The organism is Ruegeria sp. N8, from assembly GCF_056531325.1.
Window position 1 is genome coordinate 314,157 of the sequence record NZ_JBQFLQ010000002.1, and the last position, 18,990, is coordinate 333,146.

The window sequence follows — 18,990 nt, forward strand, 5'->3', positions numbered from 1 at the left end:
CTTTTCAAAGAAAACTTCAACGAACACACCAAACAAACAACAATTCCGGCAAGGCGACTGCATTGCCGTCTCTTTAACTTTATTGACAAGGGCCTGATTATTGCAAACCATAAAGTGATTGTTTTGCCCCGCCGCAATTCTCGCGTGATCTGGTCGGGTCGGACGGAAGCCTGTAATTTGGTCAACAGGTGAAGATTAATAAGGTTAATGAGTTCTGATGCGCCTATTGTCTCTTGAACAAGCCAGCGCCCGCGATTGGGATGTGGTGATCGCAGGCAGCAGCTTTTCCGCGATGTTTTTCGCCCACGGCTTACCCGATCATCTTAACATCCTGTTTGTCGAAAAAGGGCAGGACTATTCTCATGCAGACCAGATCGCGCATGGGTGGGCCGTCCGTGAAAAGATCGAGCAACGCAACAGCTCGGGCGCACCCAAGGAATGGGTTGCATTCACCTTGTTTGGCGGGAATTCGAACTATTGGTGGGGCAACACTCCGCGTTTGCATCCCGATGATTTCATCCTGAAAAGCAAGTTCGGTATCGGCGAAGATTGGCCCATAACCTACGATGATCTTGAACCTTTCTGGATTCAGGCCGAAGAGATGATTGAAGTCTGCGGTGGGCAATCCGATCACATCCTGCCGCGCAGTGCGCCGTTTCCGTATCCGCCCCACGCGCCATCTCGCTCTGACATAGCTTTGCGTGAAGACAGCCCGCTATGGGTGCCCTTGCCAAGCGCGACCTCGAACGGAGGCTCGCGAGCGCGGTGTTGTGCGAACGGTGTCTGCCGCATCTGCCCAGTGGACGCGAAATTTACAATTCTGAACGGGTTCGAGCGGCTGGAACATCCCGGCGCGCACTACCTGTTAGGCACCGAAGTACGCACGGTGGATATCGAAGGCGGTCAGGCCCGCGCAGTACAGGTCAAGACTGCTGACGGGGCTGAGGCGCGCTTGCGCGGCAACACAATTGCGCTGGGAACAAACGGGATATTCAACGCTGCCATTTTGCTGAGATCAGGAATAAAAAACAAAGCTCTAGGTGCGTACCTTCATGAGCAAGGTGAGGTTGATATCATTCTGGACACCGCAAAAATCAAAGCCTTCTACGGCGGTGCGTCCGAAACCGGGCATGGGTATCATTTCTACCATGACATTGACCGATCAGAGGCCGGCGCTGTTCTGATCGAAACCGTTAACGCCCCGGTCTCGATCCGGCGAGAACAGGGCAAATGGGCCAACCGACTGCATCTCCGGTTAACCGTCGATGATATTCCAATGGCAGAGAACAGGGTCCTGCTGGAGGACGACGAACCCGTCATCGAATGGGTCGGGTACACCGACTATGCGATGCGCGGCCTGCGACGGGCGATTGACGGCTTGCCGGACATCATCCCCGACACGATCGAGGACCTGATAGTGGACGAAAAAATTCGCACACAGGCGCATATTCAAGGCACGCACCGCATGGGTCCCTCGGCCGAGTCATCGGTGGTTGACGATCGGTTGCGCCTGCATGGGGTTCCAAACCTGTTCGTACTGGGCTCGGGCGCTTTCCCGACCTGCTCGCCTGCCAACCCATCCCTGACCATTTCCGCCCTATCCCTCAGAGCATCGGAGGTTGTCACATGAGCTGGTCGCGCCGTCGCGTTCTTGCCTTGGGGGTTGGTGCCTTTGGCGCAGGTGTTGCCTACCGGCTGATCAAAGGGCACGGCATTGCCGGTCACGCGCTTGACGTCATCAACCGGATCTATGGCCCCCAGATCGCGCGACAGGATGCGGCCACTGAGTTCGCCTATGCTTACGAAGAATTCGTTCTAGAGAAAGGGATCGAAGGGAAGGCTCTGGATTTGGGATATTGGAGCGGGCTGCACCGATTGCCCTATGCAAAAGACGTCCTCGGCAAGATCGACGACAGCGTCATCGACAAATTTGCAACTTCGACTAATGTCATCCGTGCAGCAGAGGACGGACTACCGCTGGAATTTGTCGCCTTGTTCGAACCCTATCACACCCCCTGCCTGAACCAATTGGGGGCGTTTGCAGTGTCGTGATTTGCGGTTTACCCGGATATCTCTCACATTTGAATGACCGCTATTTTCTAAGTCATGAAAGGCCGTTGGGATGCGCCTGCGAGCAGTTTTGATCTGTGCGTTTTCAGTATTGTGTGCGCCCCTCGGGACATGGGCCGCGACGCCATTGCTTTGGTCTGAATTGCCCGACCCATCCGTACAGGATTTTCACGACCCGTTTCGCGCACTCAGCCCGGAACAGTTCGATGATCTTGTTTACGTCCTGCGTTTGCGCAGCCGCTTGCAACAGGATGTAGGCACCGCCGAGGAACGGCAGATGTGGCAACAAAATCTGTTTGAAACCGAAGATGCTCTTGCCGCTGAAAAAATCGACATCGACCGATTGTTGAGTCAGCGCGACAATGTGATCGCGCAGCGCGCGAAAGCCGGTTCCCAAGGCAATCCCGATCTTGAGGGTAAAGCCGCCACAATTCAAGGCTATGCTATCCCGGCTCCTCAAGCTCCTAACGGTGCTTCAATCATATACCTTGTACCGAGGCCAGGCATGTGCAGCCATTTACCGCCGCCGCCTCCGAACCAGATGATCCGCGTCGAACTGGAGACGGATTGGATGCCCGAATACATTCACCAAAGTGTAGAGGTCACTGGCCGGCTGACGATTTCCCCGAGCAACACTCAATTTGTTGTCGTGGATGGACCTGTCGCAATGCGTGCCACGTTTCTTCTATCTGATGCCATTGTCACCCAGGCTGACGTTGCAGACAGCGCGACCCAGACTTTCAAGGACCGTCTGCGTGCCGCATCCCGCAACAAAACGGGTGGCGCGGTTTTGTCGAATGAAAACTAAATTCATCGCCTGCTCGACCTACGGGACGAGATGAGGCGGCACGCAGGTCGGGCTACTATCTTTCGTTGAAAGCACGGCCCAAAGTCGTCTGGACAGGTTTCAACATATAGGACAACAGCGTTTGCTCCCCTGTCGTCATCTCGGCCACAACCGTCATCCCGGCCTGAAGTGGCCTTTCATAAGGTCCACGTCCCACATTGCCTTCAGCCAAAACAAAGGATGCGCGAAAATAGGTCTCGCCGGTCCTCTCATCGGTAAGCGGCATGGGGTAGACAGTTTGCAATCGCCCTTGGATCTTTCCGAACCTGCGCACATCGAATGTGTCAACGCTGACGGACACTGGCTGACTGGTATCCACATGACCGATATCCGCGTTTGGAATGCGTGCCTCAACCAATAGCGCGTCATGTGTTGGCGACAATTCGAACAGCACCTCACCCGGCGCAATGACCTCTCCCGGATTGGGATAGGCAGCAGCTTGAACGACTCCGCGGGCCGGAGCCACGATGGCCAGGCTCGCGATCTGAGCTCCCACTATCTTGAGAGCGGCAATAAGCTCTGCCCTTTCCTGATCCAGATCAGAAAGTTTCGTCAATACCTCTTCGCGCAGAGCCAGAGTTTCCTCTGCCATAGACGCGCGGGCCAAATTCAACGCATTTTCAGCCTGGGCCAACCGAACCCGCGCGTCCGATGCCGCAATTCGAACCGCTTCAACCTCATCTTCCTCTTCAAGATAGTCGCTCAGGGTTTTCAATCCACGTGCCCTAAGCTGTGCATGTCTTGCCAGAAGATCTTGTTTTCTTTCGACCCGTGCTGCTGACAGTTCGGCTGCATCTTGCAAAATTCGCAGCGTCCCCTCTTGCTGCTGGATCGATACCTGCTGGATCGTCTGGCTTTCGGAATACAGATCCAGCCTAGCCGCGGCATTGGTCAGGCCTCTACTCCTTATCTCATCAAGCGCGCGGTCACTTGGCAAAGTCTCGCTGTCTAGCATGGACAAAACGGTTTTGGCATTTTCGGTCTGACGAATAATTGCTGAAAGCTGACCCGTCATAATGTCCTGCTCACGCGAAAGGTCTGGATGGTCCAATTCCACCAAAAGTTGGCCCGCCTCGACCGTTTGGCCATTGCGCACGTGAACGGCCCGGACCACGCCTCCGTGCAGAGTTTCGATCTGAGCATAGTCCCCGAATGGCAAGATTGTCCCCGGGGCCCGCGTGATTTGAGGAACGTTGGTTTGCCCCGCCAGAACTAGTATCACGCCCAGAAAGCCCGAGATCGTCAGTGCCAAAAACGCGGCCACCCTTGGAGGTCGCATCCGACGACGATTTATTAAACGTGCCGTGGGACCGGAGGTCGAATTTTGTTGTGTCTGCTCTCTCATTTTATTTTTCCATTGCCTGTAAAATGGCCTTCAACTTTCCGCGCCCGACCTCTCCGGTGTCATTCAAAACCACGCGCTCTCCGTTTAGAAACACAAAGCGATCTGCGATCGAAAGGAAGGACCGGTCCGCAGTTGCGATCACAACGGTGCTCCGCCTCTTTTGCTGTCGCATCCACTCCTTGAAGGCAGCACGGCGCTGATCTGACAAACCATTGGTCGGTTCCGAAAACAGATAAACCGATGAAGGGCGCGCCATGCTACGCGAAAGGGTCAGAGCCTTGAGGGTTTCATCTGGCAACTGCGCCAGGTGAGCATCGGTCAGACGAGTTTCAAGACCATCTGGCAACAACTCCTGGTCCTGCGACAATCCCATCTGCGACAAGGCCGTTTCGATTTGGCAATCACTCAGTGACACAGACGCCAATCGAAAATTCTGTGCGATCGTGCCGTAGAACAGCTTTTTTTCAAAGGTCGCGTAAGTAACCGAAGTGCGCAGTTCGTCCCTGGCGATTTGCCGCAAGTCAACGTCATCATAAGATACAGTGCCCGCCAAAGGCGTAGCCAACCCGTCCATCAGGTCTAAGACCGCCGTTCGCACGGCTGCATCACTGCTCATGATTAAGGTGACTTCACCGGGATCACAGCTCAAACTCGCCTGCGACAGAAGCGGTGCATTCAGCGGATCTGGGCGAAAAGTGACGGCAGAAAACTGGATCGCGCCCTGAATGTCTTTGCGATGAGAATGCTCCAACCCCAGTTCAAGCTCTTCTGGCAATGAAAGCACCCGATCAGCCTGATTGCGGCTGTGACTGAAAATCAGGATTTGAGCCCAGCAACAATACAATGTCTGTACCGGGGCAAGAATTTTTGACACCAGAGCAATCACAGCGATTAAAGCGCCAAAACTGAGATCGCCATTCACCGCTGCATAAGCGCTGAGAATAATGGCCCCCACCGTGGCCAACGCTGTCACCGATTGGGACAAGGACTGCGTGAATGCCTGAAACACACGTGCACGCCGCGTTGCATCCTCTGCCGCTTCGGACAAAGACAAGCTGCGATCCAGCCATCTCTGTTGCAGTCCCAAGTCGCTCATCATGCGCTGGTGCAATATCGCCTGCTGCATTGCAGATTGACTTTTTGCAGCCGCATCTGAGGCTGCACTGTCCAGTCGCCGCTGTTCGGGGATGGTAACGAAACCGAGTATCACCAAAATAACAACAAGCCCAAGCGTCAACAATCCGACCTGAGGGGCAAGAAAAGTCAGGACGGCAAAGAAAATTAAAACGAAAGGCAAATCGAGCAAGCTGGTCATGATCTGGCCTGTGAACACGTCTCGCAGGGCTTCGAATTGCCTGAAACGAGAGAGCTGTTGGCTGATATCCGACTTCTGCAACTGCTGCAGGGGCAGCGACATCAGTTTGTGAAACAACGCAATCATGAGTTGGTGTTCGCCGCGCGCGCCGATATACGCCAATGCCCGTGTTCGCGCGTGTCGGAAACACATATCCGAGAGGCCGATAACCAAGACCGCAACAACCAATGACGTAAGCATTGCCACCGAACCCGATGGGATAACCTTGTCATAAATCGCCATGATCAAAAGTGGCGCAGCCAAGCCCAATAGATTGATGAGGAATGACGCAAGAAAAAGCCAAGGCAACATCGGCCTAAAGACTCGGAATGCCATACGAACAGTTTGCGGCGTACCATCCTCTTCGCGCCAAGCCTTCGATTCAATTCGGATGACCAAACACTTACGACGTTTTGGTGAGTGGTCTTTCGCGCCAGCCACCCGCAAAGACAAGCCGTTACGCCCCAAGGCGACGTACCACGGCCCGGTTTCGGGAATAACCAAAGCCGGGCAATCCGCGTCCACAATGGTGTCTTCCCGGCATCGAGTTTTGGTATAAGAAATTTTCAGCGTGTCGAGCACATCCAGAATGTCATCCTGATCTAGCCTTTCTGATTGATGTGGGAGTGCTTCCAGCAACGTGTTTAGGCTGCTTCGGCGCCCTTGGTTGTAAAGCAGAGCGTCCAGCAGGCCGGTTGCTTTTTCTACTTCAAGCGTCGTCATGCGGCCCCCTTTTGCATGGCCTCTGATGTCAGCCTTTCAAGATCCGTATCCGCGACCCACGCTGCCATGTCGCGTGACTTGGTTGCATTTAGCCTGACGACCTGTGGCGCAAATTGCTTAAAACGCGGGTCGGGCGATGCCACGATAAGCGTCGGTCGCACTTCTAACTTAGCCAGATAATCTGCCAGCGCCTGTCGCTCAGCCGTATCAAGCACAGCGGTCGGCTCGTTCATTAGCAGGATGTGAGGCTGTAGAGCCAGTGCGCGCACCAATGCGATCAATTGCCGGTTCACCGGGTCGCGTTCGAACGCCGACCCAATTGTCATTGGGGTGTTGTACCCAAGCGGCAGGCGAAGAATCCGGCGTTCCAACCCCAATGCAGCGGCAACCGTCTTGGCGCTTTCGATCCGTTCGTGATCACCAAACGCACTTAGGTTTTCCAGCAAGGTACCTGAAAGGATAACTGGTTCGCTCTCCAGCGCGACCAACGCGTTTTCGCCGCGAAAGGCAACTCTTTTCTTGGCATCCACTCTGTCGAAAAGAATGCTTCCCTGATCCAGGTCGCACTGTCCCGTTAGCGCATCAAAAAGGGCGTCGACCATCCAGCTTTCCTCGGCTTCGATCAAAACGCCTCTATCGGCGCTGGCTGTAAAACTGACCGTTGAAAATGACGCACCGTTTCCATGCAAACGCCTGACCGAGACGTCCGAGGCCGTAACAACACCCGATAGCTTCCCGTCGCCAGACGTCGCGACTAGATGCGTTTCAAGCTCATTCATCTCTTTCAATCTGGACCAGGCGACAGTGATATTTTCAGCCTGGACCCACATTGCCATCAATTTGGTCAGCGGCTGCACGATCCGCCCATTCAGAAGCATACAGGCCGCCATTTCCGCGATACCAATCTGATTTCGGATCGCCAGATAAGCGCCCAACAAGCCCATTGCGGCCACCGATACCTGAGCAAAAACGGTGCCAAAACTCTGTGCGAAGCCGGCGAAACGTATCATTCGGCCGCTGATGTCGACTGTCTGATCCTCAAGCATCTCAAATCGCCGCGACATTTGCGGCTCCATCCGGTTAGCCTTGATTGTCTTCATGTTCGACAAAAGCTCGGACAAAAAGGCGTATCTGCGGGTGTCCAGCGTCTTACGCTGTCGGAACAAGTTCCATTGAGCACGTTTCATTACGGCCGCAAAAATCAGGACGATGCCAAAAGCACCCAATGGAACCAGAACGAGCCAGCCGCCAATCAATCCGATCAAGATTGCAAACATGAGCGTAAACGGCAGATCAATCGAAAGCGTTTGCCCTTGCCCCGCATAATGATCCCGAAGTTGCGCAATCGCAGCGTAGCGCTCGGCATAACTGCTGGGTGGCTCTTTGGCGAAGGTCAGGGTATTTGCCGTCAGAACCTGTCTCATAAAAAGGCTGTAGTTGGCGCGCGCTGCATCCTCTGCGGCGGTCGACAATAGAATGGATCGGCAATGTCGCAAAACAAGTTCAAACCCCGCACTGAACAGCAGAACGCCGGTCAGAACGTGCAGAGTTTCCATGGATTGGAATGGAATGATCCGGTCGAAAATCAACAGGATTGAGATCGGCATCAAAAGTGACAATACGTTCAAAGACAGGGAAGCCACCCAAACCGGAACACCCAACCGTGGCGTCAGTTTTCGTCCGATAAATTCGCTCGGTCCCATCCTATTGCTCACCCAGTTGCCTCGTCCAATCGGTTTGGCCTGAACCTATTGAAGAAGTGTAAACTCCGATCGAGAACTGCGGATTATTCCGTTTAATTTTTAAATACTTAAGTCGCAATCGCAGTAACAACCTATGGTACTGATGGGCCGGAATCAGGGGAACAAACGGGGATCAGATCAATGCAAAAAGCCGGGCAATATCTTGAGCATCAGATTAATTCCGCACAAACCGAACTGAACGACAAAGCCGAGATCGTCTCTCACGTTGCGCGCGGCGTTTCGATCCAAGAGGATCCGACCCGCAGCACTTTGCACACAGGGGAACGGGTCGAAGGAACGATAGACGAAAGGCTGCATCAAAACGGTGCACCTGAGAAAGCAGACATGCCTTCTGCGCGCGACGACTTCATCAGCGCCGAACGCTCGCTTCCTCAAGCACAGGCCGTCATTGATGGCCAGAAAACTGTGCAAACGCGCTCTGCTCCAGATGCACCTGAAGCACCCTCTTCTTTTTCAGGATCCGCCAATGAGCCTTTTTCGAAGCTCAACACCTCAAACACGGAGGGCTCTCCGACGGTTCCAGAAATTCCGGATGTTCCGCCAAGAATCGCTGCCCCGGTTTCCAGTGGTCCCAGCGCAGTGCCTCCTCCAGAACAGGAGGTTGACCTTGCGCCTGACGCGCTAAATTTGGACAACGCGACCGTCGCAGAGAATGCGTCTGGTGCAGCGATTGGCACCCTCACCGTAATTGATCCAAATAGCAGCAACGCGCATGAATTTACCGTCTCGGACGATCGGTTTGAAATCATAGATGGAGAGCTGCGAATAAAACCCGAAGTATCGCTGGACCATGAAGATGCAGCCCAGATCGAAGTGGACGTGACGGCCACAAACGCGCACGGGTTCAGCTTGACGCAAACCTTCACCATCGAGGTGCTGGATGTGAACGAAGGGCCCGAGGGCGTTTCGCTCAGCAATTCAACTGTGGCAGAAAATGCAGCCGGTGCCGTGGTTGGAGAGATTTCGGTGATTGATCCGGACAAGAGCGACAGCCACAGCTTCGAAGTCTCGGACGACCGTTTCGAAGTTGTTGATGGAAAGTTACGCCTCAAGCCTGAGGTGGACATTGACTTTGAGACCACCCAACAGATCGAGCTTGAGGTGACAGCTATCGACGCCGGCGGGCTGAGTGTTTCTGAAACCTTCGTAGTGGATATCCAAGACATCAACGAAGCCCCGGTCGACTTGTCCATTGGCAATGCAACAGACAATCTGGTCGCAAACGGAAGCTTTGAAGAATTCGACCTCGACCGTGGCAGATGGCGCGGCTTCGACAATGACGATTCTGGCGGATGGACCGATGCTCATGGCCTTGAAATCTGGGATAATCTATGGGGGACCAAGGCTTCACATGGGGACCAATTGTTGGAGTTGGACCACGCAAGGGGCGTCGACAGTATTTCCCAGACGATTGAGACTGAAGACGGGCAGCTTTACGATTTGGGCATTGACCTGCGAGAGCGCCTATCCGGTGGCACCGACACGGTCGAAGTATATTGGAACGGACAGTTGGTCGGCGAACTGGATCCACAATCGTCCGATTGGGAAACGTTCCAGCTTCAGGTGGTCGGCTCTGGCCAGGACACGCTGGAACTCCGTGAACCAGAAAGTCAAAATGACAGCTACGGCGCCCTGGTCGACAACATCGCCTTGACAGAGGCTCAGCTTTCGGTCGCAGAAAATACCGAAGGCGCCATCGTTGGGTATCTGAGTTTCGCTGATCCCGATGCAAATGACATACACCGGTTCGAAGTTTCGGATGATCGGTTCGAAGTGGTCGGCAACCAGTTGCGACTGAAGCCTGGTGTCGCCTTGGACTATGAAGTAGCAGCCTCGATTGACATCGATGTATCAGTGATCGACGCAGGTGGTTTAAGCCGAACCGAGACAATCTCGATCACTGTTGCCGACATGCCCGAGACTGCAATCGCCAGCGGTCTGGCGTCAAAAAACAATTCCGCAAGTCAAAGCTACTCAAAAGCCAAAAACCGTGATCAGGAAGTCCAACGCTCTTTCGATGAAAGCGCGCCGACCACCGCTTTGGAAACAGGTCCAGACAACCGGCCGGAAGGAGAAAGTTCAAACCCGCCCGAAATTCAGGTCAGCGGAATTCTCTCAGCCGAAGAAGGTGGAACTATAGCTCTAAAAATCGACATAGCGGAAGCCAGTGAGCGCGCGACGATTTTGTTGGACGGCGCACCCGAAAACACTCTCTTCGTTAGTGGCGAAGCCTCATTGTTATCGGATGGAGAAGTGGTCAATTTGGATGGCTGGGACCTTTCGAGTTTGGAAATTTCCCCGCCCGCTGGATTCGAAGGTAGTATCAACCTCGAACTCGCAATCTCTGATCGCAACGATCCCGACTTAGTGGACAGAATAGAAATCCCGGTTCAACTCACTGTCGGAGGATCAGAACCAGCGGGCGCGGAGTCCGAAAGAATGGATGCATCTGTACTCGCCGACGCGACGGAAACTGATATGGCCTCTCAACCTTGGGACATGGCACCGGAGGCTCAGGATATAGCCCAAGAAACAGATGTCCTGTCCGAGACAGTGACACTACCTGACAGCCCGCAAGTTTCGGCACTAGATACACAAGTCTATGAGCGTTTCGACTGGTGAAGTAATTTTGGGCCAAGGCTGATCCAAATGGACGGCCTAGTTGGATCGTATGATTTTCGGCAGATCAGTAAGTCCATGTCCTTTTGCAGGCCTGTTACGCGGTTCCAGGATGGGAAACTCTACGAAAAATTCGGTTCCGACGCCTAGTGTGCTGTAGTAGTCGATCGTGCCACCAAACTGTTCCACGATTTCCTTGGAAATGTTCATTCCAAGACCTGTACCTCCGGCGTGGCGTTCATCAGATGAATCAATCTGCGAAAAGCGGTCGAAAACTTTGTCTCGGCTTCCCGCGGGGATACCGATCCCCTGATCCTTTACAAAAATCCGCACGCGGCCGCCAACCTGCTTGTAGCCGACGGTGATCGAGCCACCATCGAAAGAGAACTTGGCAGCATTCGAAATCATATTGGTCAGCACCTGAATCAGGCGCGATGTATCCCCGCGTATTTGCAGATCGGCTTGGCCGTCGACATTCTCTTCAATCACTACGTTATGGGCACTGGCATAACCCAGATTGGCCGCAATGGCTTCTTGCACAAGAGGACGAACATCAATCGCAGTTTGCCGAAAGACCATCTCACCCGCTTCCATCTTCTGAATATCAAGTACGTCATTGATCAGCGACGCCAGCCGCTCACTGTTGCGCGCAGCCAGATCAACAAGTTTTTGCATCTTTTCAGGCACCTCGCCCATCGCGCCTGTGTTGATCAGGTCCAGCGATCCCTTGATAGAGGTCAGCGGCGTGCGCAATTCGTGACTAACCGTAGAAATGAACTGTGTCTTGGCGATATAGGCCGCCTTGGTACGTTCGTGCTCCTCCCGTAGTTTTTCAAGCTGCTCTAGATTTTTTCGATAAAGCTTAAGAAAGACCAGTGAACAGTCGATCAAAAAGTACATCACGAAGACGACCGTGAAGAAATGCAGCCAAAGTTCCGACGACAGGTCGGGTTGTTCAATCCAGATATCGGTAACGACGATCACCATGAACGACACGCCATACATGGCCAGCCGCACGATCATGGCCCAGACGAACTGATGGTTGTTCATCGCCGCAAAAAGCGCGGCCGCAAACAGGAAGAACAAGGGTGTGAAGTGCCCCCCCGACGGCTGTTTGAACGCAACTGACACCGCATAGAGGCAAATGGCAGCGGCGCTTAGGATCGTGTTCAGCAATATCCACGCGACCATCATCGCAATCGCGCGCCGTTCATCGCGCCGCAGGCGCGCCACACGTTTAGCAAGATACAGGTCTTGCGCTTCGCATATCAGGATCGTGCCATAGAACAGGATCGCGTTGAGCGAGTCGAAGAAGAAGCCCGTCAGAATGGTCGTCGCCAGAAAAATCGCTTGCCGCTGCCAAAGCAGCGCAAAGCTCATGGCGGTGTAGTCCTTGATGTTCTGTAGCAGCTGATCGACAGGCTCTTCCGAGAGCTCGATCGGCGGTGTCGTTTCTGTGATCGTCATCACGTCGTCTTCAATTGTGGCACTGTTCTCCTTGAACTACAGGCACAATGAGGACGCAGTTGGTCCGAAATTGGTTCACAGTTTGGCAATAATCTCAAAACGCGATGTGTATTGTTAATAGTCACTGTTCTCATATCAGCATCAGTGACGGAGTCTAATATGACACAGTCCGGAAACACATGGCGGTAAGTTAACGATTTCATTGATTCTTTGCGTGTTTTGACACTAAATGTTTCTGCCCAGGGGCCAATGAACCTGAAGGATGAGCAGCATGACCGCAATTGGTATGCAGGAAATGAGGCAGGCCGACGTGACACCGGTTTCGGCCCGACTGGCAGAAAAGCCCGTATCGTTGTTGCAATTCGCCCGATCAGCCGGGCGCAACATGCTTGAGGTTATCCCGATTGAGACGATTCAGCAGACCTATGTGCGTGGTCCGTTGAACATCCATTATATATGCGACCCCGAAATGGTGACCGAATTGCTTGTTGGCAAAGGCCGCCGTTTTCCAAAGGCCAAGTTCACCAAAGACATCATCGGCTCCGCCGTTGGCAATGGTCTGATCCTGTCCGAAGGTGAGAAATGGCGCAAACAACGACAGCGCTACTCGCCGCTTTTCGCGGCCCGGAACTTGCCTGTCTTGTCGCGCCACTTTGCCGAAACTGGCTCCGAGATCGCCGCGTCGTTAGCTGAGAACGAAGGTCCTGTGGACATAGCGCAGGTCGCACCGGCTTCGACGCTGACGAATATCTCTCGTGTGATCTTTTCCGGCAATGAAGAGGTCAGCTCCGAACAAATCCGCGTGGGTTTGATCGCCTATTTTAACTATATTTCCGATATCTCTCTGTTCGACCTGATGGGCCTGCCCAAATGGCTGCCCCGCCGCAAATGGCTGCGCAGCACCGCCCCCGTCACTACGATGCGCGATTTGGCACGCACTGTGATCGAGCAGCGCCGCGCCGAAGGCCGAGAGGAGCCGCAAGATTTCCTAGACCTGATGATCAACGCGCTTAAGGAAGACTTCGAAGATCTGGAAACCACGGTCGACAACCTGCTGACCTTTGTTGTCGCGGGGCATGAGACTTCGGCCAATGCGATGGCTTGGGGATACTACCTGCTGGCGCTCTACCCCGAGATGCAGCACAGAATCCGGGATGAGATTCGAACAGCCTGCCCTGAAGACAAAATCGAATTCTCGCATCTCGAACACATGCCGCTGTTGCGCGCGCATATCAAAGAGACGTTGCGCCTGTACCCTTCGGCTGCGTTTTTTGCGCGGGATGCTGAGGAAACAGTGGAGATCAAAGGGATCAAGATCGAACCAGGTGACGCGTTGTTTTTTCCGGTCTATTCACTTCACCGCAATGAAAAGCTGTGGGAAGAGCCTGATCAGTACAGACCCCAACGCTTTTTGGGTGCTCCGCCTCCGCGTGGGCAATATATCCCCTTCGGTGATGGCCCTCGCATCTGTATTGGCGCGCAATATGCCGAGACCGAGATTATGGTTCTGATGGCGTCGGTTCTGCGAGACATTCATTTCTCGATGTCATCGGCTCCGATGCCCGAGCCGGTCCTGACGTTCACCATGCGCGCCAGCGGTCCCATGATGTTGAACGCGGCCCGCGCCTGAGGCCCAAGCCTTACTTGCGGGCCAGATAGGTCTGGCTGCCGTACATCTCCTGCAAAACGGTCTCGAACAGGCTGGTACGTGGCTTGTCCATCTTCACCACGTTAGATTTGCTGGGCAGTTCTGCCTCGGGCGCTTCGACCTTGCGAAGGGCCACTTCCCGTTCCTGCACCTTTTCGATCGCGTTATTCATTGCTGAGAATGCCCCTGACTTGGAAATAGACCGCATGGCAATAGCCGTTCCTTTGACAGCCCGAACCGACCCCGAGACACCTCGGTCCGCCAGCATCGCGCCAAAAAGCTGGTTCAATTCTTCTTCGGCAGGCAGATCGGATGCGGCCTCGCGGCCATGCACGACGACGAGAAACACGCCGCTACCCCGGTACGAGAACACTGCTTGCGATAGCTTGGTCGTCTTTTCGATGGAGCGTCCCAAATTGGAAATCGCACGGCGGAACGCACTGAAATCGTTAAGATCGAACCGGAAGTCAGCATCCTGAAGTTTGACGGCAACGACCCATGAATCGTACAGACATCCCCGCGAAAGTTGTTCGATGTAATTGTCGAACTCAACATATCGTAGGCACCGTTCGAGCCCGTCGATTGACAATGGATCATCAAAGCTGAACTGCTGTGTACTGTCAAGTTCAGCCCGAAGGCTCTGCACCGAGGCCGAGCTGCGGCGCGCCTTGATACGTTCTTGCATCAAAAGATGCGCCGCGTTCATCCGGCTGCGCAGCTCGAAGAAATCAAACGGTTTGGTAACATAGTCGAACGCGCCTTCCAGAAACGCTTCTTCCACATGTTTTCTATCGCTCATCGCGGTCAGCATGATCGCCGGCGCATCGGCATGTTCGGGCATTTGTCGAATACGCCGCAGCAATTCGATTCCGTTAATACCGGGCATTTGAATATCCAGCAGGAAACAGTCAAACGGCGTTCCGGTGGCTTCTATCAGCGCCAGGGCTTCAGTGGCCGAGGATGCAGCTGAAATATCGCAATTCTCAAACTCGGCCAGCGCGGCCTGCAACAGCTCCAGAATGCTGGGTTCATCATCAACCACCAAGACGCGCAGCTTGGTCTTTTGCAACGCGCGGATTTCCAGTTTCCGCTGGAACTGTTCACTGTCCGGGTTGGAGTGTTTCATGACTGGTAAACCGTTTTCAACTTGTTTAACGGTCCCAACCTATTGAACGACTAGGACAAAACCGCGGCGAAAACGGTAAAAAACGCCGCGAAACGTGTTCATTTCTGGGCCTTATTTTGTCAAAACCGGCCACGGGCCTCGCATCAAGAGACAAGGAACACGCAGGCCAACCCCGTGTTTAACATGCTTTCCAGCACCTTAACCGCGCTCTATGGCGATTGCCGATTGATATTGAACAAGACCGACTGGCTATAGGTCCCTTCGATCGAGAACTTCGCCCCAACCGGCGCGGCCCCTACCCCAAGCCGCCGCGACCAGCGCGCCCAGACTGACGGTACAATTCCAAGAATGCGCGTCGCTCCACCCTCGGCGGCTGTCACAGTCATTTGATAGAACAACTCTTGTTGCACGGCCATACGACGTGAGGACGGCACGCTGTCGGTGATGAAAAACCGCGATGCCTCCCAGACATTGGGGGCAACTGGAGCCTCGAAAAAAAGGACATCCGTTGGCATACCCGGCAAATTCCCCTGCTGCGCATCCCGCAACATATAGGAGTAAATCCCGCAGCGCGCGGTTGTCGGCAAAAGGCGCACGCCGCCCAGAACCTCGCCGAATTCATGCAGAACGACCCAGCGACAGGCGGGTGTGTCGTATTGATCGAACTCCATGCCATCTACCTGCCCGATCTGCCAGTTCAGGCGGTCGATGAAAATCGACTTGCGGGTTTCCAGATACTTGGACAGCAGCGTGCCATATTCATGCATGTTGCGAAAACTCATCGTCGTCGCACGAATCTCACCCAGCTTTTCCTGACGGGACGGCTGGCTTCGCTTGAGCGAAAACAACCGTCGCCGCGGCGCAGGCTTGGGCGCAGCCGCAGCGTCATTGGCAGGCTCAAGGTCCGGAAAAACTTTGGACGCCGGGTAGGCCTGCTCGTACTGGAGTGGTCGATCCATATTTTGCTCTTATTTTTGACACACTTATGCCAAGATGCCGAACACCAAGTCTACAACTTAGTGCTGTTCGCCTTATGATTGAAGCCCATGTGTGGCCAAATCACCTCCACCCTTCATTTTTGGCTGCTAAATTTCAGTTTATTCGCCATTTTGTTTGATTTTTTTGTGGATTTCCTGCGCCAGATGCAGACAGTTAGCCGCTCACAACTCTTTGAACACAAGAGAATTTTCTGGGTTTTCCGACTAACTGGGTGGAACTTGGAGCGGCAAACATGAATTTTTCGCGATCACGACACGTCAACTCCTTTGCAACAGGGTGAAAAAGCTCTTACCCGAGCGGTCGAAATGATTGGCAAATTCCATGTTGATCCTAATGTTCATTAAATCCGCGCTTAATGAAAAAATGATTAATCGGACACATAGGTGCCTCTGACCCGTCAATCTTTTGCCGTTTTTCTCGGACAGCCTGAACGCACCTGAAAATCCACTCGCCTGCCGTCCTTTGCCGGAAGTCTGCAAAGCAAAAGGATGGTTCGGTGGCAAAACCTGGTGATTTGTTATGCGTATACTTGCCGTAGACGACGACCCAAGCATTCTTGAGCTGTTGATCTGTGTATTGGGCGCCTTCGGTTATGAAGACGTGGTAACCGCGCGCAGCGGTCAAGAGGCGATTAAAGTCCTGTCCGAAACGGATCAGGTATTCGACTGTCTGCTGCTTGATGTGCAAATGCCCGAGATGAACGGTATTACTTTGTGCGAAGAAGCGCGCAAACTGCCGGATTATCGCTTTACCCCAATTATCATGGTCACCGCCATGGTGCAGAAACAGTATATCGACGAAGCGTTCGAGGTTGGCGCCACAGACTATGTCACCAAACCTTTCGAGTTTGCCGACCTAAAACAGCGTCTTTCGGATGCGTATCGACTGGCTGCCGAACGGCGTGCCGCGATCGAAGTGCTCGAGGCGGATGTCTACGCGCAAAACGATTCCGAGGTGAATCCGAATTTCCGCCTGAGCGATCCGCTCTATTTTGGCGATCTGCCTGGCTGCATCGGTCTGGCCGAGTTCGAAAATTACGTGGTTCAACTGGCAACCATGCACGCCAGAACGTCCAAAATGCTGGCCATCAAGGTCAACGAAGTCGAAGAGATCTTCGGCCTCAGCACATCAACCGAATTCCGCGAGATCATGGCGGTTGCAGGCGAGGCGCTACTGACATCCTCCAAGGATGGCCGCAACTTCGCGACCTATTGGGGCAATGGTGTGTTCCTTCTGATTCACGACCGCAAAAAGGGCCTGAACGCGCAAGAACTGAGCTTGCGCCTGTCACGCCTGCCTGGCACCGACGCCGGAGAGCTTCTGGCTAATGCGGGTATATCATACCACGTCGGTGAGGACGTCTCGCTGAATGCTTCGTCGAAGATGGAAGCTCTGTTCCTGATCGACAAGACTGTTGAACTTTCAGAAATTCAGGATGGCCCTTTGGTCAGGTTCGGCTGAACCCCTTCTTCTGAAACTGAAAAATCTCGCAAGGCCGGGCTGACCACAGGTTTGCCCGGCTTTTCGTCGTTCAATTCGTCCAAGATGTATCATGAGTGGCGGGGAGACAGGGATTCGAACCCTGGGGACGCTCTCACGCCCAACGGTTTTCAAGACCGCCGCATTCGACCACTCTGCCACCTCCCCGCGTGGAGCTGGGTCTAAGGCCAAGCGAAACCGGTGGCAAGTGCAAATAGGGAAAACTTGCTCAAGCCTGTCCAGCAGACTTTCCATGCTCCTTTGCTCGGGTTATGATCAACGGTGAAAAGACCGAAACACGCTGGCCTTTGAGAACCGGCAAACGGCAGTGGGGCATTGTGAACCAAGCCCTTTCAGGCAAGGGATGAGATAATGGATCGAGCGATTGTGACACGCGCAAAACCGCGGGCGTTGGTGGTTTTTGCTGTGGCGCTTACAGTTCTTGTAGGTTGCGACGAAACGCTGTCTTCGGATGAGGCTTCATCGGACGCGGACAGCAGTCCGCGCGGCAGTGACTCGGTAGAGCTGTTTCCCGATGCGACCGGAAACACACGCGAGGATGTCGAAGCCCCCGAGGTTTTCAACGTCACCGAAGCCGGGTTGTGGGATGGACGCCCGTCATTGGGCGGTATCTGGGTCGCGCACCCGGATGTTACCCAGCCCGAACGTGTACGCATAACAAACACCGCAAATAACAAGTCCACCACAGGCGCCCTGTTCCGCCGCGAACGCAACCTTCCTGGTCCCGCGTTGCAGCTTTCTTCCGCTGCCGCCGAGAAGCTGGGTATTTTGGCCGGCGCGCCCACACGAGTGGACGTTATCGCTCTGCGTCGCAAACCGGTAGAGCCTGTCGCAGCCGAACCTGAACCCGAAGCTGCGGAAGAACCCGCCGCCGAGCCCGAGCAGGAAGTGGTTGAAAGCGCGGCGGTTGACGTCGAAGCCGATGGCAAGGCGGCGGTTGAAGACAAACCCAAGCGCAAATGGTGGCAAAAGAAGGAAACCGCAGCCGTCGCAGGGGCTGCCGCTGCTGCTGGCGCGGCAACCGCCGATGCCGCAGATACAGCGGTTGATACAGCGACCGAAACGGCCGCCGACACAGCCGAGGTCGCTGCAGCCGCTGCGGCTGCGCCGTCTCTGACTGACCCCGAAGTGACACCTCCCGCCGATACCGCACCAAAACGGAAGTGGTGGCAGAAGAAAGAGGTCGATGAAATCACCGAAACGCCCTTGGACCCGATTGAGGGCGCCGCAGCGGCGACTGAAGCCTCGGACCCGACTCCTGTGGCGGCCGAAGCCCCAGCTTCCGGCCCGCTGTCAAAACCATATGTGCAGGTGGGTACGTTCGGGGTCGAAGCCAATGCCAAAAGCGCCGCCGACAAGATCCGCAGGAACGGTCTGAGCGCTGAGGTGCGAGAATTGAAGACCGATGACAAGATCGTCTGGCGCGTGGTGGTTGGCCCCGCATCCACGCGGGCCGAGCGCAATGCCATTCATCGCGATGTCAAGGATCTGGGCTTTTCAGACGCCTTCACCGTCAAAAACTGAACCCG

13 protein-coding genes and 1 tRNA gene are annotated in these 18,990 nt (G+C 54.4%); 7 read left to right on the forward strand and 7 right to left on the reverse strand.

Translation table 11 applies throughout. The annotated features are described in order from the left end of the window. The first annotated feature begins 217 nt into the window (after positions 1-217). The 3 genes from ACR0C5_RS05640 (at position 218) to ACR0C5_RS05650 (ending at position 2,878) form a co-directional block, all read left to right on the forward strand. Entirely contained in the window at positions 218-1,630 is a 1,413-nt protein-coding gene (locus ACR0C5_RS05640; RefSeq protein ID WP_480875158.1) for a GMC oxidoreductase, read from the forward strand. Continuing rightward, a complete protein-coding gene (locus ACR0C5_RS05645; RefSeq protein WP_170769317.1) occupies positions 1,627-2,052 on the forward strand; it encodes a hypothetical protein in 426 nt (141 codons plus the stop codon). The genes ACR0C5_RS05640 and ACR0C5_RS05645 overlap by 4 nt, the downstream gene beginning before the upstream one ends. A 295-nt stretch (positions 2,053-2,347) precedes the next feature. After that, entirely contained in the window at positions 2,348-2,878 is a 531-nt protein-coding gene (locus ACR0C5_RS05650) for a DUF3299 domain-containing protein (RefSeq protein ID WP_480875162.1), read from the forward strand. Between the two features lie 55 nt (positions 2,879-2,933). On the opposite strand, the gene ACR0C5_RS05655 is transcribed toward ACR0C5_RS05650, so the two are convergent. Genes ACR0C5_RS05655 through ACR0C5_RS05665 form a run of 3 tightly spaced genes read right to left on the reverse strand, consistent with a single transcriptional unit; the run spans position 2,934 to position 8,042 of the window. Further along, the gene (locus tag ACR0C5_RS05655) at positions 2,934-4,262 is read right to left on the reverse strand and encodes an HlyD family type I secretion periplasmic adaptor subunit (RefSeq protein ID WP_480875164.1); all 1,329 of its coding nucleotides are present in this window, start codon (positions 4,260-4,262) and stop codon (positions 2,934-2,936) included. A 1-nt stretch (position 4,263) separates the two neighbouring features. Next, positions 4,264-6,339, reverse strand: a complete 2,076-nt coding sequence (locus ACR0C5_RS05660; protein WP_170769314.1) for an ABC transporter transmembrane domain-containing protein — start codon at positions 6,337-6,339, stop codon at positions 4,264-4,266. Then, on the reverse strand, positions 6,336-8,042 hold the full coding sequence (locus ACR0C5_RS05665) for an ABC transporter transmembrane domain-containing protein (RefSeq protein WP_480875167.1): 1,707 nt from the start codon (positions 8,040-8,042) through the stop codon (positions 6,336-6,338). The genes ACR0C5_RS05660 and ACR0C5_RS05665 overlap by 4 nt, the downstream gene beginning before the upstream one ends. Positions 8,043-8,222: 180 nt before the next feature. Between ACR0C5_RS05665 and ACR0C5_RS05670 the strand changes: the two genes are divergently transcribed. Beyond that, the gene (locus ACR0C5_RS05670) at positions 8,223-10,724 is read left to right on the forward strand and encodes a cadherin repeat domain-containing protein (protein ID WP_480875170.1); all 2,502 of its coding nucleotides are present in this window, start codon (positions 8,223-8,225) and stop codon (positions 10,722-10,724) included. 36 nt (positions 10,725-10,760) lie between these two features. Here ACR0C5_RS05670 and ACR0C5_RS05675 read toward each other — a convergent pair whose 3' ends face one another. After that, positions 10,761-12,188, reverse strand: coding sequence for a sensor histidine kinase (locus ACR0C5_RS05675; protein WP_170769311.1), 1,428 nt, complete (start codon positions 12,186-12,188; stop codon positions 10,761-10,763). Positions 12,189-12,459: 271 nt separating this feature from the next. Here ACR0C5_RS05675 and ACR0C5_RS05680 point away from each other — a divergent pair, with 271 nt between their 5' ends. After that, positions 12,460-13,818, forward strand: a complete 1,359-nt coding sequence (locus ACR0C5_RS05680) for a cytochrome P450 (RefSeq protein ID WP_480875174.1) — start codon at positions 12,460-12,462, stop codon at positions 13,816-13,818. A gap of 10 nt (positions 13,819-13,828) precedes the next feature. On the opposite strand, the gene ACR0C5_RS05685 is transcribed toward ACR0C5_RS05680, so the two are convergent. After that, on the reverse strand, positions 13,829-14,962 hold the full coding sequence (locus ACR0C5_RS05685; RefSeq protein WP_480875177.1) for a response regulator: 1,134 nt from the start codon (positions 14,960-14,962) through the stop codon (positions 13,829-13,831). Positions 14,963-15,171: 209 nt separating this feature from the next. Then, a complete protein-coding gene (locus tag ACR0C5_RS05690; protein WP_170769308.1) occupies positions 15,172-15,921 on the reverse strand; it encodes an acyl-homoserine-lactone synthase in 750 nt (249 codons plus the stop codon). 559 nt (positions 15,922-16,480) lie between these two features. On the opposite strand from ACR0C5_RS05690, the gene ACR0C5_RS05695 reads away from it, so the two are divergent. Further along, a complete protein-coding gene (locus ACR0C5_RS05695; RefSeq protein ID WP_480875180.1) occupies positions 16,481-17,422 on the forward strand; it encodes a response regulator in 942 nt (313 codons plus the stop codon). 96 nt (positions 17,423-17,518) lie between these two features. On the opposite strand, the gene ACR0C5_RS05700 is transcribed toward ACR0C5_RS05695, so the two are convergent. Continuing rightward, positions 17,519-17,608 (reverse strand) — tRNA-Ser (locus tag ACR0C5_RS05700). A 204-nt stretch (positions 17,609-17,812) separates the two neighbouring features. Between ACR0C5_RS05700 and ACR0C5_RS05705 the strand changes: the two genes are divergently transcribed. Beyond that, positions 17,813-18,985: an SPOR domain-containing protein gene (locus tag ACR0C5_RS05705; RefSeq protein WP_480875183.1), complete on the forward strand. Its 1,173-nt coding sequence runs from the start codon at positions 17,813-17,815 to the stop codon at positions 18,983-18,985. Positions 18,986-18,990: the final 5 nt, after the last annotated feature.